Source organism: Streptomyces sp. NPDC049970 (genome assembly GCF_040660235.1).
Classification (GTDB): Bacteria; Actinomycetota; Actinomycetes; order Streptomycetales; family Streptomycetaceae; genus Streptomyces.
In genome coordinates, this window is record NZ_JBFALP010000009.1 from 71937 (window position 1) to 87767 (window position 15831).

Below are 15831 nucleotides of genomic sequence, written 5' to 3' on the forward strand. Positions count from 1 at the left end.
CTTACGAGAGAGGCGTGACGATACCTGCTCACGTCTGATCGATTTCGCTCAAACGGGAGCGAAATCGATCAGGTCGGAGTCCGACACACCCTCGGCCTGGGGAGTTGTGCTCGACGGCGCGACCGTCGGCCTATCCCGCGTCACCCACGGTGGCCCGCACCAGACTGGCAGGCCGCATGTCGGTCCAGGCACCTTCGATCAGGTCGAGACATTCCTGGCGCGACCCCTCCGGCCCGCCGGCACGCCAGCCGCCCGGAACGTCGATGTGCGCGGGCCACAGCGAGTACTGGCCCTCGTCGTTCACCAACGCCACGAACCGTCCCGACTCGTCATCGAAAGGATTGGTCACGGCCGTCCCCCCACTTGTTCTCACGCTTTCCACGACATGTTCATCAGTGATACCGGGCGCGCCATGTCGGTCTTTTACCTGGCACACCGTCGGGCCCCCGACCCCGCGTTCGATCCGGGGTCAACCCGACGCCACTCGTTCACCCGAATCACATTAGAGGCCCGGAGCCAGGAAAGGCGCGTAATCGCCTGGTTACTCACAAGTACCGAATCGATGACCGAAGAGTGCATCCGCCCGGGGTATATGCCACTCGCCGCTGTGCGAAAACATCCAGCCACCCCGTGTCCTTATGGTGTGGGTAGAACTTGATTTGCACCAGACACTTTCGGAAGTCGCCGAGCGTGCGCCCGCGTACTTCGGTTATGCGCGAAAATCGTGCCGAGCTCCCATGCGCCGGGTGCGCGCCCCCCTGCCCGGCGACGAACCGGACAGCCGAACGCGGACAGGACCGACAGGGCGACAGTGGGAAGGCCGAGAGCGGGAAGGCGTCGCGAACGGAGCCGGCGTCCCTCCGCCTGCGGACCGGCGTGCCTTCCGCCGGCCGCGCGAAGGGACGCCGACCCTTGTTCCCCAGCCCGTCAGACCCCTGCCAGCAGGGTCTCCAGCGCAGCGGCCGTCTCGGGGTGGCGCCCGACGAGCACCGCGTCCGAGGGCACCGGTGCCTCCGCCTCCCACGTGCCCGCGCAGCCCAGCAGCTCCGCCACGCTGTCGCACGTCTCCGGGTGGGCCACGAGCAGGGCAGCCCGGCCGGCGGTGGCACCTTCGGTCGCCTCGGGGACGGAGCGTGTCTCCGGAGACGTCTGCCAGGGCGGAACCCACGCGTCCAGCGCGGACAGCCTGCCGGGGAAGACGCGTCCGGCCTCGCGGATCAGCAGCGGAGCCAGGTCGGCGCCCTCGGAACGCAGGGTGGTGATCAGCGTGGGCAACCAGGGCAGCAGGACCGGGTCCGGCAGCCGGGCGAAGGCGTTCGACACCGCCTCCACCACGAAGTCGGCGAGCTGCGGCACGGGCTCCAACGCGTGCAGGAACCCGCTCAGGTAGCGCGGATAGGCGGGCACCACCAACGGGTTGTCCAACAGCGCGTCGCACCGCTCCCGCAGGTCGGTACGGGACAGTTGCCCGAGCTGCACCTGGGCCGCCCACAGCAGCGCCGTCCTGGACGGCTCCTTCGGATGGGACTGCGCGAACGCCAGCTCCAGCTGCGTACGGTCGCAGCCGAGCGAGATCGCGAGACTCTCCATGCTGAACAGGAACCCGAGCATCGCCGCGACCTGGCGTACGGTCGCGTCCTCGTCGGTGAACGCCGTCGGCAGGAGCGTGCAGTAGTGCGCGTAGCCCGTCTTGGCGAACGACTCGATCCAGGACGGCAGCACCGGGCGGCTGATCCGGTAGTGGGCCAGCAGTCGCCGCACCCGGCGCAGTACCTCAGGTGCCCCGTCGACACTGCGCTCGGTGGCCAGCACCTCCAGGGCACGGATTCCGAGCTCGTCGGCGAGACGGCCACCGCCCAGGTACAGCACCGCGTCCTCGACGGCCTCCAGGACCTGCGCCGTGGTGGCGTTCGGTGCGTACGCGACCCGGCGCAGACGCTGCTCCAGGACCTGTTCGATACTGACGCCCTCGTAGCCGAGCTCGATGAGCGCGCGCTGGTGGGTGCCGAGGGCGAGGTCCCAGGACTCCTGGACCGACCGCTTGCCCAGCTCCCGCTCGCCCATGATCGGCCGTGCCGCGCCGTGCGGCATCAGACGGCGCAGCATCCACAGCACGTCGGAGCACTGCCGAAGCTCCGGCTGGGACGACATGTCCAGCAACGCCCGCTGCACACCGCGCTGCTGGAGCTTCATACCCAGCGGCGCGAGCCGGTCGTGCACATCGCGGGCCAGCGGCGGCAGGGCCTCGTAACCGACCTGGCCGACACGGTCGCCGCCCATCAGGATCTCCACCAGCCGGCGCACGTCACGCCGACCGGGCACGGTCTCCTTCTCGATGCAGGTGACCGCCGCGTCCTGGAAGTCGTACGGGGTGGGCCGCGCCCGGTCCCGCATACCGGCCAGCAGGATCGACGTCTCGAACACCGCGATGGCGTCCGCGGTGGACGCGAGATAGCCGTTGCGACGGGCGGAACGCACGATCTCCACGGACCAGCCGAGCAGTTCGGCCTCGTCCAGCCGGTCGAGGGCGGGCGGGCTGCCGAGGAAGCCGGACAGCCTGTCGGAGGGCTCCACCGGTGCCACCGGCGCGGCGGGCGCCACCGCCTTCCTCGGTTTCGCCGCCTTCCTGGCGCCCGTCTGGCCGGTGAGCCGGAACGGCTGGACCCGGGTGCGCTTCAGGTTCTTCGCCCACTGGGTGGCCGCGATCGACACGGAACCCGCCGCCAGGCCGAACTGCGCCTCGATCGCCGCGTGACTCGAAGGGATCAGCCCGTACTGCCAAGTGCTCTCGCTCGGTGGCTCGATCTCGAACGTGTCGCTGCCGTGGACGCCGAACTCCTCGACCCGGCTGGAGGCGTGGAACGCGCCGCAGACGTAGAGGCAGTCCTCGGGGTCGGTGCCGGTCGCGGCGAGGTGCTCGCGCATCCGGGTCCACATGTAGCGCTCGCGGTCCTCGTCGACGCGGACGCGGTCCGGGTCGCCGGGGGCCAGCCGCCGGAAGAGGCTGCCGATGAGGAGCATCACCTGCCGGTAGGTGTCGTGGTCGCTGTCGCCGAGCGGCAGCTCGACGTACTGGTGCCACCACTCCGACCAGTGCCGCACCCGGCCGTGGTGCAGGAGGTGCTCCTCCAGTTCGGCGAAGCGTGGCCGCAGGTCACCGATCTCCACCCCGAGGGCGTCGCCGTGCAGCGCGGCCTCCTCCTCCGCCGGCCGGCCGGCCGGTCCGGCGGGCTCCTTGTCGCCGGCCTGCCACTGGAAGACATGGTCGGAGGACCGGTCCACCAGGACCAGTTCGACGCCGGGAGTGTCCAACGCGTAGGAGATGGCCTGGTACTCGGCGGACGCCTCGGTGATGGGCGCGACGACCGAGAGCGGAGCCCACTGATCCGGGAAGCCCTTGACCTCGCTCGCGAAGGCCTGGACCGCGACGGGGAGCCGGCAGTTGCGCAGCTCGGACAGGAGCGGTGCCATGTCCTCGCAGAGTTCCAGATACACCACCTTCGGCTGCTTCTCCCGCAGCCTGCGCGCCATCGCGACCGCCGAGGCGGGCGAGTGGTGGCAGACGGGGAAGATCTCCAGCGGCTCGTGGACGGCACGGTCGACGTCGTCGACGATGCCGAGGAGGATGCCCTGCAACGCGTCGGGGCCGTCGGCGAACGCCGTCGCCGCGTCCTGGAGCCGGCCACGCAGTGCCTCGAAGGCGGCCCCGCCATCGGACGGAGTGCCGGGGCTCACGGGGCTCACGGGGCTCACGGGGCTCACGGGGCTCACGGGGCTCACGACAGGGTGGCGATCGCGTCGCGGCCGCCCTCGAGGAACTCCGGCCAGGAGCCGCCCTCCTGCTTGCTGCGCGGCTCGACGACGCCGTGCAGGTACTTGTTGAGGATGGCCAGGTCCTCGGGTTCGCGCCGCGCCAGCGACCCGACGAGCGAGGAGGCGAGGGTACGGGCGGTCAGCGCGCGCTCGCCGAAGAAGTTGCTGTGCAGGATCGCGTCCTCGAGCACGCCGATCTGCTCGGCGCTCGACAACGCGGACTCCAGCTTCTCGTCGTCACTCCCCGCGGCGGCGGAGGAGGCACGCAGGTCGGCGAAGCTCTGCAGGAGTACGTCGAGCAGCGTCGGCGGCACGTCCAGGTCGATCTCGTGGCGGCGCAGCAGCTCCTCGGTGCGGAAGCGGACGATCTCCGCCTCGCTCTTCCTGTTCGTCACCACCGGGATGCGGACGAAGTTGAAGCGGCGCTTGAGCGCGGAGGACAGGTCGTTGACCCCGCGGTCACGGCTGTTGGCGGTGGCGATGACGGAGAAGCCCGGCTTGGCGAAGACGATGTTGTCGCTGTCCATCTCCGGGACCGAGATGTACTTCTCGGACAGGATCGAGATCAGGGCGTCCTGGACGTCGCTGGTGGAGCGGGTGAGCTCCTCGAAGCGGCCGATCGCACCGGTCTCCATCGCGGTCATGATCGGTGAGGGGATCATCGACTCCCGCGACTGGCCCTTGGAGATGACCATCGAGACGTTCCAGGAGTACTTGATGTGGTCCTCGGTGGTGCCGGCCGTGCCCTGCACCACGAGGGTGGAGTTGCGGGATATGGCGGCGGACAGCAGCTCCGCCAGCCAGCTCTTGCCCGTGCCCGGGTCCCCGATCAGGAGCAGCCCTCGGTCGGAGGCGAGTGTGACGATGGACCGCTCGACGAAGCTGCGGTCGCCGTACCACTTCTGGGGGATGTCGCGGTCGAGACCGTCCGAACGCTCGGACCCGAGGATGAACAGACGGACCATCTTGGGCGACAGGCGCCAGGAGAACGGCTTGGGGCCGTCGTCGACCGACTCCAGCCAGTCGAGCTCCTCGGCGTACTTGATCTCGGCGGGGGCGCGCAACAGGTCGGACATGGATGTGCCTTTCAACGTGGGTGGGTGCGGTGCTGTGGGCTCGGGCGGCGCCGTGCGACCCGCGTGCCCTGTGTGACGACGTGCCCTGGTGAGGCCCTAGGTGAGGAAGGTCTTCAGCTCGTGGACGAGCTTGCGGATGTGGCCGGACAGCACCGGCGTCCCCTGGTCCTTGAAGCGCTCCCGGAACCACGGGTTGACACTCGCGCGGCCCGAGCTGGTCACCGATCCGACCGGGATGAACTTGGCCCCGGAGCGGTGTATGGCGGCCATGCTCTCGAACAGCGGCTCCGTCTGCCATTCGTAGAAGTCCGATATCCAGACCACGACGGTGTTGCGCGGCTCGGCGATCTTCGGCTGGGCCAGTGCCATGGCGACGGTGCCGTCGGTGCCGCCCCCGAGGTTGGTGCGCAGCAGGGTCTCGAACGGATCGTGCACCCAGGGGGTGAGATCGAGCGCCTGGGTGTCGTACGCGATGAGATGTACGTCCACCTTGGGGAGGCCGGCGAAGATCGAGGCCAGGATGGTGCAGTTGACCATCGAGTCCACCATCGAGCCGGACTGGTCGACGACCACGATGAGCCGCTGGGGTGTCGTCTTCCGCGCGGTGTGGCGGTAGAAGAGGCGGTCGACGTAGAGCCGCTCCTCCTCCGGGCTCCAGTTGGTGAGGTTCTTCCAGATCGTGCGGTCGAGATCCAGATTGCGGAACACCCGCTTGGGCGGGACCGACCGGTCCAGGGCGCCGACCGTGGACTTCTCCACCTGTGTGCGCAACACCTCGGCGACCTCGTCGACGAAGCGCCGGATCAGGCTCTTGGCATTGGCCAGCGCCACCCCCGAGAGGTTGTCCTTGTCGCGCAGCAGTTGCTCGATCAGCGACATGCTCGGCGTCAGCTGCCCGGCCAGCCGGGGGTCGGCGAGCACCTCGCGCAGTCGCATCCGCTTGACGAGGCCGGCCTCGATGCTGCCGAGCTCCGGCCCGATCTCCGGGACGAGCCGACTCAGGTCGGGTGTCCTGCCGCCTCCTCCGGTGCCGGTCGGGCTGACACCCGCCCCGCCGGAGCGCCCGCCCCGCAGCGCCCCCGGCTCGCAGCCGAGTGCCCGCTCCAGCCAGCCCGCGTCGGACTGCCACCGCGACAGCTGCCCCGCCGTGACGGTGCCCGGGGCGGAGTGGAAGACGTTGAGCAGCACCTTCGACACGAGTGCCGCGCGCCGCACCTCGGCGGCCCGGTCGCGGGCGCCGTCGCCGTCCTCCGCGAGGTCGCCCTCCGGTGCCGGCTCCGGGAGCATCAGGCCGTCCAACTCGGCCGCGAGCTCCGGGTGGCGCTGCACGACGCTGTCGACGGAGGCCTGCGGGTCCAGCAGGGCGGCAGGCAGCCCGATGTCCTCGACGACGGCGAGACTCGCCGACTCCAGGGAGGCCTGCTCCTCATGGTCGAAGAGCCGGGCGAGGAGGCGCCAGTACATCACCTGGCGCCGGTTGTCGTTCGCGGTCTCCGCGTTCTCCGCGGTCACCTCGGGGCTCTGCTGTCCGGTCATTTGCGCAGCAGCCTTCCCGCTCGCTCGGTCAGCACCTTCGCGGCGTCGGTGGCTGCCTTCTCCGCCTTGGCGCCGGCCTTGTCCGCCGTCCCTCCGGCCCACGCCCCCGCGTGCAGCGCGGTCACCTTCTTGCGCACGGTGGTCTCGACCGCGAGCGGCTGGACACCGAACTCCCCCGCGTCCCAGCGGATCAGCCCGATGCACGCGCTCGACCTGCCGACGGCCTCCGGGGTGAGCGGTCCGGCCACCGGCACCCGGTCGGTGTGGACCGGCAGTTCGAGACCGGCGACGGTGAACGTCACCGCCCCGCCCTCATCGGTCCGTACGGTGTAGCCCTCCAGGAAGACGGGTACGGCGATGCGCGCCGGATGCCGGTCCAGGGGTGCCGTCACCGGAGCGGTCGCGGTCGGCAGTGACACCCGGGCGGTGGCGAACGCCTCGGCGGGCTCGCCCGTGCGGGCGTGCTCGTCGCTCCAGATCAGGTCGCCCTCGGCGGTGACCGGCATGCCGGTGAGGTCCATGGAGCGCCCTTCGCCGGCGGCGGCCAGGAGCGACATGTGCGGGCGCAGCAACTGCCAGATGCCCGCCCCGACGACGGTGTCGGGCTTGGGCACCGAGACGCCGGCCCGCACGAGCCGGGGCGCGGAGCCGTCCGCGGGCTCGAACACGGCGTGCACCTGGGCCTGCGCGGCGGTCGCGTGCTCCTGTACGTCGACGCCGAGGGGCAGGAGGCGGCCGTCGGCGGTGCCGACGGCGGGCGCGGCGGCGGCTCCGGGCACCGTCAGCAGCATCCCGCGTGACCAGAGGTCGGCCCAGCGGCGTACCGGGAAGCGCTCCAGGGACGCGCCGGGGCAGGAGGCGGCGAGTTCGGCGGCGAAGCCGTCGAGGAGGGTCGCGAGGCGGCGCAGGGCGGGGTCAGGGAGCATCGCGGAGACGACCTCCGCGGCACCGGAGACCACCTCGTGGTCGATGCCCTGCCATCCGCAGCGCGCCAGGTCGGACAGCCAGGCACGGGCGGCCGTCAGCAGATTGGCCGGCGGCGGGGTGCCCGCTTCGGAGGCGGCCGCATCGGCGCGGGACCGGCCGGCCGCCTCCTCGACGCGGGTCAGCAGGGCGTCGTGGACCGAGCCGAGCAGCGCGGTGCGGGCGGCGGCCAGGGCCACGAAGTGGTCCTCGCCGGCCGCTCCGGCCGCGGCCTTACCGGCGGCCTCGGCGACCCGTCCGGCCAGTGGCGTCCCCGCCACGGCGTGGGCGAGCAGTGTGGCACCGGCCGTCTCGGCCGGCTGCGGCCGGATCAGACCGGCGACGAGCGCGTGGTCGAAGGCGTCGACGGCGGCAAGTGCCTCGTCCAGTCCCTCGACGGGTTCGGCGAACAGGTCCGCACGCATCACGCCACCGCCCTGGTGGGCGGGAAGAAGTGCATCTCGGGCAACGGTGCGGTGGCCGGGGCGTGTTCCAGGTAGGCGAGGTGCCGGAGGAAGCGGCTGAAGACGGACGCGGCCGCCTTAGCCTCGTCCATCGGCGGCCGGGTGCTCCGCATGGCCGAGGCGAGCACGACCCCGTCCACATCCCCCTCGGGGACCTCGGCCTTGAGGTACCGGACTACACGTGCGGCGCCGTACTGCAGGACGGCCTCGTTGATCAGGGCGCCGATGTGGTTGCAGAACGATCCGCGGGCACCGCCGCAGGGGCGGTTGTTGTTGGTGCTGCAGGCGAAGGCGTAGGTCCCGGTGGCGACCGAGGACACGTAGACCCGCCCGATGTCCGAGCCGCTGGACACCACGCCCTGCAGACGTCCGTCGGCCAGCTCGACGAACGGAACCTTGGCGAGCTTGCGCGGCCTCGCGGGCGGTATCACCCGCGCCGTGCTCGACCTCTCCCAATCCGACAACGCGCCATCTCCAATGCACTACTGAGGGGTTGTCCTCGCCGGATCGGCGGAACACGACTGAACCTATCCCCGCGCACTGACAACGGCGTGGTCACAGCCGCGAGAGCCTCCGGGGCGAAGCCGGGGCGGCCGAAGCCCGCCGCCCGGCCGCGGAGGGCCTTCCTCCGTCCGGCGCCAGGAGCTCGGGCACTCCTGGTCGGTGGCCTGTCTCGGCACAGGTCCGCTGTTGGGATCTCGGCAGGGGCTGGACCTGTGGTTTTGCTCCCGCTCAGCGCCGAACTCCTATGATCGTCGGCAGAGGTACGCCCAGCCGGTAGCTGGCTTCGCGCCAGGAGTCCGGCCCGAGTCGCCAGGACTGCCACGCGTGTCCGAGGCGGGGCCGTGCCCACCATCGCGACGGAGCACGAGCCATGAGCCGCACACACGCACGTACACAGAAGAAGCCGATGCTCGTCGGCATAGGCGCGGCAGCCGTCCTGGCCGCCACGGCCGCGTTCGTCCCGGGCAGCGCCGAGGCCGAGGCGGCGGCAGCGGTCCCGCCCCCCGCCCACGCGGGCTTCGACTACCAGATCGGCGGCGTCTACACCCCGCCCACCGGTGTGAACGTGGTCAGCCGCGACCACGAGGCCTCCCCCGCGGCCGGCCTGTACAACATCTGTTACGTCAACGCCTTCCAGGCACAGCGAGGCGCCGAGGACGAGTGGGACGACGACCTGCTGCTGCGCGACGCCGGTGGGAACGTCGTCTACGACGCCGACTGGCGCGAGGCCCTCCTCGACACCCGCACCGCCGACAAGCGCGAGCGCATCGCCGACAAGGTCGGCACGTGGATCGACAGCTGCGGTGACAAGGGATTCCAGGCCGTCGAGCCGGACAACTACGACAGCTACACCCGCTCGAAGAATCTCCTCGACGCCGCCGACGCCCAGGCCTTCATCAAGCTGCTCGCCGAGCGCGCGCACGCAGGCGGACTGGCCATCGGGCAGAAGAACACCGTCGAGCTGGCCGGCAACCGCGTGGCGAACGGTCTGGACTTCGCGATCGCCGAGGAATGCGGCGAGTGGGAGGAGTGCGGCGACTACACGGCCGAGTTCGGCGACAACGTCATCGTCATCGAGTACACCGCCGAAGGGCTGTCGACGGCCTGCGCGGAATTCTCGGACACGCTGAGCATCGTCCGGCGCGATCTGGACGTCTCCCCGGAGGGCAGCAGCGGCTACGTCCGCGAGACCTGCTGACCTCCGAAAGCTGTGGCTCCGTGACCGCGGCGCGAAGCCGGCGGCCCCGATCCGATACGGGGAAGCCCGTGACGCGCCCGGTCACAGCACCTGCCGGAACCCCGCCGACCGGGCTCCGCGAACACCTTCCGGTTCGGCTCGCGCGGCGTCGGATCGGCACCCTCGTGCCGTCACACCGGCAGGTGGCGCAGCTCCAGGTCGAGGAGCCGCCGCTTGCGTTCGAGGCCGCCCGAGTATCCGGTCAGGGCACCGTTCGCGCCGATCACGCGGTGACAGGGGCGTACGACCAGCAGCGGGTTCGCACCGATCGCGGTGCCGACCGAGCGCACCGCGGCCCGTGGGGCGCCGATCCGCGCGGCGATCTCGCCGTAGCTGAGCGTGGTGCCGTACGGGACGGCCTCCAGGGCCGCCCAGACGCGTCGCTGGAAGTCCGTGCCGCGGCCCACCGCGAACTCGATGCCGAAGCCGGTGCTGCGGCCCTCGAAGTACGCACACAGTTCCGCGGCGATCACGGCGAAGGCGGCCGGGTCCTCCGTCCAGCCGTCCTGGACCGTGGCGCCGCCCTTCTGGCCGGGGACGGAGAGCGAGGCGAGGGCGGTGCCGCCCGGCGCGGCGGCCGACGCCTCCCCCACCAGCAACAGCTCGCCGAGCGGGCTGTCGACCGTGGTGTGGAGAGTCGGCTTCGGGGTACTCCGGAATTCGTCGGTCACATCCCCAAGGGTGCGGCATCGCACGACGTGGGGCTGGCGGAAATCCGACATCAGGCCTCGCTCGCCGCGGGGCCCGCGGCCTGGAGACATAGAGCTTACCGGACATTGATTGGAATCGTTCCAGAAAAATGGTTCACTGCGTGGGTGATCGAAACCGAGGCCAGGACCCTCCTGCGCGGAGCGTCGTTGCGAGTGACCCGCCCCCGGGTCGCCGTGCTCTCGGCGGTCCACGAGGCCCCGCACGCCGATGTCAGCACCCTCCTCGCGCTGGTGCGCGAGCGCATCGGCGCGGTCTCCACCCAAGCCGTCTACGACGTGCTCAGGACACTCGTCGACGCCGGACTGGCGCGGCGGATCGATCTGCCGAACTCTCCGGCACGGTACGAGGGACAGACCTGGGACGACCATCAGCACGTGGTCTGCCGCTCGTGCGGCACGATCGCCGACGTCGATGCGCCCCGGAGCTCTCCGCGCCTGGACACGCCCCGGAACCACGGGTTCGCCATCGATCACGTGGAGGTCACGTACTGGGGCCTGTGCCCGGTGTGCCGGCCCGAGCGCGGTCAGCGGGCTCCGGAGTCGGTGACCTGAGGTTCTCACACTGAGGAGCAGAAAAATTTCTGACAACACGAAGCCGATGACCACCGCCGCCGGCGCACCGGTCGCGAACAACGAGAACGCCGTCACCGCCGGGCCGCGTGGCCCGATGCTGCTCCAGGACGTGTGGTTCCTGGAGAAGCTGGCCCACTTCAGCCGTGAGGTCATCCCGGAGCGCCGTATGCACGCCAAGGGTTCCGGCGCCTTCGGCACCTTCACGGTGACGCAGGACATCACCCGCTACTCCCGGGCAGCGCTCTTCTCCGAGGTCGGCAAGCAGACCGAGCTGTTCGCCCGGTTCTCCACCGTCGCCGGTGAGCGCGGCGCGGCGGACGCGGAGCGCGACATCCGCGGCTTCGCGCTCCGCTTCTACACGGAGGAGGGCAACTGGGACGTGGTCGGCAACAACACGCCGGTCTTCTTCCACCGTGACCCCCACCACTTCCCCGACCTCAACCGCGCCGTGAAGCGCGACCCGCGCACCAACCTGCGCTCGGCGGAGAACAACTGGGACTTCTGGACCAACCTCCCCGAGGCCCTGCACCAGATCACCATCGTGATGTCGGACCGCGGCATCCCCGACGGCTACCGCCACATGCACGGCTTCGGCTCGCACACGTACTCGTTCATCAACGAGAGCAACGAGCGCTTCTGGGTGAAGTTCCACTTCCGCACCCAGCAGGGGATCAAGAACCTGACCGACGCGGAGGCCGCCGCGGTCGTCGCCGAGGACCGCGAGTCCTCGCAGGCGGACCTCTTCGACGCCATCGAGCGCGGCGACAACCCGAAGTGGACCTTCTCCATCCAGGTGATGCCCGAGGCGGACGCCGCGACCTACCGCTACCACCCGTTCGACCTCACCAAGGTCTGGTCCAAGAAGGACTACCCGCTCATCGAGGTCGGCGAGCTGGAGCTCGACCGCAACCCGGAGAACTACTTCGCCGACGTGGAGCAGGCCGCCTTCACCCCGGCCAACCTCGTGCCCGGCGTGGGCGCTTCGCCCGACCGCATGCTGCAGGGCCGGCTGTTCTCGTACGGTGACGCCGCCCGCTACCGCGTCGGTGTCAACCACCACCAGATCCCGGTCAACCAGCCCCGCGGCGCGACGAACGTCAACACCTACCACCGCGACGGCCAGCTGCGCGTGGACGGCAACCAGGGCGCCGTGCCCGGCTACACCCCGAACAGCTACGGGCGCTTCGCCGAGCAGCCGCAGTTCGCCGAGCCCGGTCTGGCTCTGGACGGTGCCGCCGCCGACCGTTTCGACTACCGCGAGGACGACGACAACTACTTCGAGCAGCCGGGCAACCTGTTCCGGCAGATGACTCCGGACGAGCAGGACGCCCTGTTCGGCAACACCGCACGGGCGATCGACGGAGCCTCGCAGGCCACCGTTGAGCGTCACATCCACCACTGCACGCAGGCGGACGCCGCCTACGGCGAGGGTGTCCGCAAGGCCATCGAGGCCCTGCAGGCGGCCAAGCAGGCCTGACAGCAACGCTGTCGCGCAGGGGCCCCGGGCAACGAGCTTTCGCCCGGGGCCCCTTGCGCGGCCGTACGCCCGACTCCGGTGCGGGGGGCTTTCGTTCGGATCGCGCCGGGGTCGCGGTGTCCGGCACGATCCCGGCGAGAGGCCCTAGCCGAGCAGCGCCGTCCGGCCGAACATCTCGGCCGTGGCCCGCGCGCTGGGCGTTCCCGCGTCGAGGTCGGCCCCCGCCGCGACCAGCGCCGCCACGATCGCGTCCTCACCCTTGAACAGGGCTCCCGCCAGCGGGGACTGGTCGCGGGCGTTGCGCAGGTCGACGTCGGCACCACGCCCGATCAGCGCCCGGACCGTCTCCGTCCGCCCGTGGTAGGCGGCGAGCATGAGCGCCGTGTTGCCCTCGCGGTCCCGGACGTCGACCGGCAGCCCGTGGTCGAAGAACTCCAGGAGTGCTTCCGTGCGCCCTTGCCTCGCCAGGTCCGCCAGGATCACGATGAGCTGGTCGATCTGTTCCTCGGAGAGCGGTTCCATGCTGCCATTCTAGGTACGCCGCCGTCAGGGCCATCCGTGCGCCCTCCCGGGCGGGCTCCCGGCCACCGGGCGGACCCGGTCGCGAAACGGGACAAGGATCACAACGCCCGCCGTGTCTGAACTTCACGAGAACTCCAGCGAAATGGCACGTGTGTGGATATCGTGCACCGAGCGAGGGCGCATCCGTCAGTCCATGGGATCGGCGGATGCGCCCCGTTTGTGGGGATGCAACTGTGGCTGGGGGGTTCATGGGGCATGTCGAAATACCTGAATCGGATATAACCGGGCCTGTCGGGCTCGCGGGGGCACCACGACCGCGCAGCACCGGTTCCCGGAACCGCATGGTGGCTCCGGAGCGTGTGTGGAGAGCACCGACGACCGTACAGCGCGATCACGCGGAGCGACCGCGGGCGAGGAAGCTGCCCGATCCGCGTGTGCCGTTCCTCGTACTGACCGATCTGCTGGGCACGCTGCTTCCCGCCTGGCTGGTACTGCGGGCCGGCGACCAACCGGTGCCGCTGGCCTCCGCGGCTTCGGCCGCCCTCGTGTGGACCGGTGTACGCGCGGCGCGCGGCCGGTACGCACAGCGGCTTCCGGGCGAACCGGCCGGGACGGTCTACGCCGCCTTCGGTGACTGGCTGGCGCTCGTCGGGGCGCTGGCCCTGCTGGTGGCCGTGACGGGCGGTGGGCTCGACCCGGCCACCGCGGTCGCGGCCCTGGTGCCCGGCCTGGTGGTGGCCGTCCTCCTCGCGGTGGCGGACCGATGGCGCTCGGCCGGGACGCGCCGCGACCTGCGCCGGGTCCTGGTGGTCGGCGAGGCGGCGGGCCTGGACCGGGCGGTGAGCCTGCTCAACTCCCGTACGGAACACCCGTACAGGGCCGTCGCCGTGGTTCCGGTGGGTCCGGCGGTGCCGGGCTGCGGGACTCCCGTGCCGGGGCGCCTGGCGCCCGAACCGGCCGACGACGACGTCTCCACGGTGCTGGGCGGCGCCTTCGCCCACGACGCGGACCTGGTGCTCGTCGCGCCCGGCCCGCAGCTCGACGACGACCGGCTGCGCCGACTGGCCTGGGGGATGCACGACAGCGGACTCGCTCTCTGCGTGCTCTCGGACCTGTCAGGGATCTCGGCGGCCCGGGTGCGGCCCGCGTCCGCCGCCGGACTGACACTGCTGCACGTCGCGCCGCCGTTGAGGCGCGGCCCTCAGGCGGCGCTCAAGACCGTGGTGGACCGGGCTGGTGCCGCGCTCGGACTGCTGGCGCTGGCGCCGCTGTTCTTCGGCGTCGCGCTGGCGGTGCGGTTCTCCTCGCCCGGCCCCGTCTTCCACCGCCAGACCCGGCACGGCCGGCACAACAGGCCGTTCACCATGTGGAAGTTCCGCACGATGGTGGCGGACGCGGAGTCACGCAGGGAGCAGCTCTCGGCAGCCAACGAGAGCGAGGGGCCGATGTTCAAGATGCGGCGCGACCCCCGGGTGACCCGGATCGGCCACGCGCTGCGCCGGACGTCCGTGGACGAGCTCCCGCAGCTCCTCAACGTGCTACGGGGTGACATGTCCCTGGTAGGACCGCGTCCACCCCTGCCCGAGGAGGTCTCGCGCTACGACGAGCGCGAGCTGCGGCGGCTGGCGGTCAGGCCGGGCCTGACCGGGCTGTGGCAGGTCAGCGGGCGTTCGGACCTGTCCTGGCAGGAGACCGTGTCGCTGGACCTCTGGTACGTCGACAACTGGTCGGTGGCCGGTGACATGGGGCTGCTCGCCCGCACGGTGCGCGCCGTGACCGACGGCCGCGGAGCGTACTGAGACACGGTGGGGGGACGCTGGAGGAAGCACGTGTGCGAGTACGGGACGCCGGGCGGCCGCCGGGCCTGGGTGTCAGCCGCGAGGGGCGTCGTCGCCGAGCCACCAGGCGTAGGTGCGGGCGATGCCGTCGCGCAGGGGGATCTGCGGCTCGAAGCCGAGGGAGGAGAGGCGGGACACGTCGAGGAGCTTGCGCGGGGTGCCGTCGGGCTTGGAGGTGTCCCACACGATGCGCCCGTGATAGCCCGTCACATCTGCGACGGTCTCAGCCAGTTCACGGATCGTCAGGTCCTGTCCGCAGCCGACGTTGACCGGCTCGGCCCCGTCGTAGACCTCCAGCAGCCGCACACAGGCGGTGGCGAGGTCGTCGACGTGGAGGAACTCGCGCCGGGGGCTTCCCGATCCCCACAGCGTGACGTCCCCGGCCCCGTCCCGCTTCGCCTCGTGGAAGCGGCGGATCAGGGCGGGCAGGACGTGCGAGGTCTCCAGGTCGAAGTTGTCGCCGGGGCCGTAGAGGTTGGTGGGCATGGCGCTGATGTACGAGGCGCCGTACTGCCGGCGGTAGGACTGGACCTGCACGATTCCGGCGATCTTGGCCAGCGCGTAGGCCTCGTTGGTCGGCTCCAGCGGGCCGGTGAGCAGCGCGTCCTCACGGATCGGCTGCGGGGCGTGCTTGGGGTAGATGCAGGAGGAGCCGAGGAAGAGCAGCCGCTCGACGCCGGCCGCGTGCGCGCCGGCGATCACGGCGAGCTGGATGCGGAGGTTGTCCTCCAGGAACTGCACCGGACGCGTGCTGTTGGCCATGATCCCGCCCACCTTGGCGGCGGCCAGCACGACGGCGTCCGGGCGGGTCTCCCTCAGGAACGCCTCGGTCGGCCCGGCCTCGCGCAGGTCGAGTTCGTCCCGGCCTCGGGTGACCACCTCGTGGCCGTCGGCGGTGAGGCGGCGGACCAGCGCCGATCCGACGAGGCCTCGGTGGCCGGCGACGAATATACGGGCTCCGGGGCGCAGCAGGGGGCGGGCGGATTCCTGGGCCTGGCCGGGGTTCTCAGTCGTCATGGCTCGGATTGTGCCAGCAGCACGGCACGCGGGTGACTCTTTGCCCCATTCCACTCAGATCACGATATTTCGGTGACACAAACCGCCCCAAGGGCGACCAC

Annotated in this window: 13 protein-coding genes; 4 read left to right on the forward strand and 9 right to left on the reverse strand. The window is 70.9% G+C overall.

From position 1 onward, the window contains the following. Nucleotides 1–130: 130 nt before the first annotated feature. The 6 genes from AB0I83_RS18170 to AB0I83_RS18195 form a co-directional block, all read right to left on the reverse strand. The gene (locus tag AB0I83_RS18170; protein ID WP_363305267.1) at nucleotides 131–349 is read right to left on the reverse strand and encodes an MbtH family protein; all 219 of its coding nucleotides are present in this window, start codon (nucleotides 347–349) and stop codon (nucleotides 131–133) included. A 578-nt stretch (nucleotides 350–927) separates the two neighbouring features. After that, nucleotides 928–3735: a hypothetical protein gene (locus tag AB0I83_RS18175; protein ID WP_363305411.1), complete on the reverse strand. Its 2808-nt coding sequence runs from the start codon at nucleotides 3733–3735 to the stop codon at nucleotides 928–930. A 41-nt stretch (nucleotides 3736–3776) separates the two neighbouring features. Beyond that, nucleotides 3777–4889, reverse strand: a complete 1113-nt coding sequence (locus AB0I83_RS18180; protein WP_363305268.1) for an AAA family ATPase — start codon at nucleotides 4887–4889, stop codon at nucleotides 3777–3779. A gap of 96 nt (nucleotides 4890–4985) precedes the next feature. After that, a complete protein-coding gene (locus AB0I83_RS18185; protein ID WP_363305269.1) occupies nucleotides 4986–6425 on the reverse strand; it encodes a VWA domain-containing protein in 1440 nt (479 codons plus the stop codon). After that, nucleotides 6422–7813: a hypothetical protein gene (locus tag AB0I83_RS18190; protein ID WP_363305270.1), complete on the reverse strand. Its 1392-nt coding sequence runs from the start codon at nucleotides 7811–7813 to the stop codon at nucleotides 6422–6424. The genes AB0I83_RS18185 and AB0I83_RS18190 overlap by 4 nt, the downstream gene beginning before the upstream one ends. Continuing rightward, nucleotides 7813–8316: a hypothetical protein gene (locus AB0I83_RS18195; RefSeq protein ID WP_356842433.1), complete on the reverse strand. Its 504-nt coding sequence runs from the start codon at nucleotides 8314–8316 to the stop codon at nucleotides 7813–7815. The genes AB0I83_RS18190 and AB0I83_RS18195 overlap by 1 nt, the downstream gene beginning before the upstream one ends. 410 nt (nucleotides 8317–8726) lie before the next feature. Here AB0I83_RS18195 and AB0I83_RS18200 point away from each other — a divergent pair, with 410 nt between their 5' ends. Continuing rightward, nucleotides 8727–9554, forward strand: a complete 828-nt coding sequence (locus AB0I83_RS18200; protein WP_356530785.1) for an endo alpha-1,4 polygalactosaminidase — start codon at nucleotides 8727–8729, stop codon at nucleotides 9552–9554. Between the two features lie 170 nt (nucleotides 9555–9724). On the opposite strand, the gene AB0I83_RS18205 is transcribed toward AB0I83_RS18200, so the two are convergent. Further along, nucleotides 9725–10264, reverse strand: coding sequence for a methylated-DNA--[protein]-cysteine S-methyltransferase (locus AB0I83_RS18205; protein WP_356530784.1), 540 nt, complete (start codon nucleotides 10262–10264; stop codon nucleotides 9725–9727). Between the two features lie 144 nt (nucleotides 10265–10408). Between AB0I83_RS18205 and AB0I83_RS18210 the strand changes: the two genes are divergently transcribed. Together AB0I83_RS18210 and AB0I83_RS18215 are read left to right on the forward strand one after the other, a co-directional pair. After that, the gene (locus tag AB0I83_RS18210) at nucleotides 10409–10855 is read left to right on the forward strand and encodes a Fur family transcriptional regulator (RefSeq protein WP_363305271.1); all 447 of its coding nucleotides are present in this window, start codon (nucleotides 10409–10411) and stop codon (nucleotides 10853–10855) included. A gap of 46 nt (nucleotides 10856–10901) precedes the next feature. Then, entirely contained in the window at nucleotides 10902–12353 is a 1452-nt protein-coding gene (locus AB0I83_RS18215; RefSeq protein ID WP_356530781.1) for a catalase, read from the forward strand. Between the two features lie 144 nt (nucleotides 12354–12497). Here the strand turns inward: AB0I83_RS18215 and AB0I83_RS18220 are convergent, their stop codons facing one another. Next, nucleotides 12498–12875, reverse strand: coding sequence for an ankyrin repeat domain-containing protein (locus AB0I83_RS18220; RefSeq protein WP_356530780.1), 378 nt, complete (start codon nucleotides 12873–12875; stop codon nucleotides 12498–12500). 248 nt (nucleotides 12876–13123) lie between these two features. On the opposite strand from AB0I83_RS18220, the gene AB0I83_RS18225 reads away from it, so the two are divergent. Then, complete coding sequence (locus tag AB0I83_RS18225) at nucleotides 13124–14674, forward strand: exopolysaccharide biosynthesis polyprenyl glycosylphosphotransferase (RefSeq protein WP_363305272.1); 1551 nt, start codon at nucleotides 13124–13126, stop codon at nucleotides 14672–14674. A gap of 72 nt (nucleotides 14675–14746) precedes the next feature. Here AB0I83_RS18225 and AB0I83_RS18230 read toward each other — a convergent pair whose 3' ends face one another. Next, nucleotides 14747–15730, reverse strand: coding sequence for a GDP-L-fucose synthase (locus AB0I83_RS18230; RefSeq protein ID WP_363305273.1), 984 nt, complete (start codon nucleotides 15728–15730; stop codon nucleotides 14747–14749). Nucleotides 15731–15831: the final 101 nt, after the last annotated feature.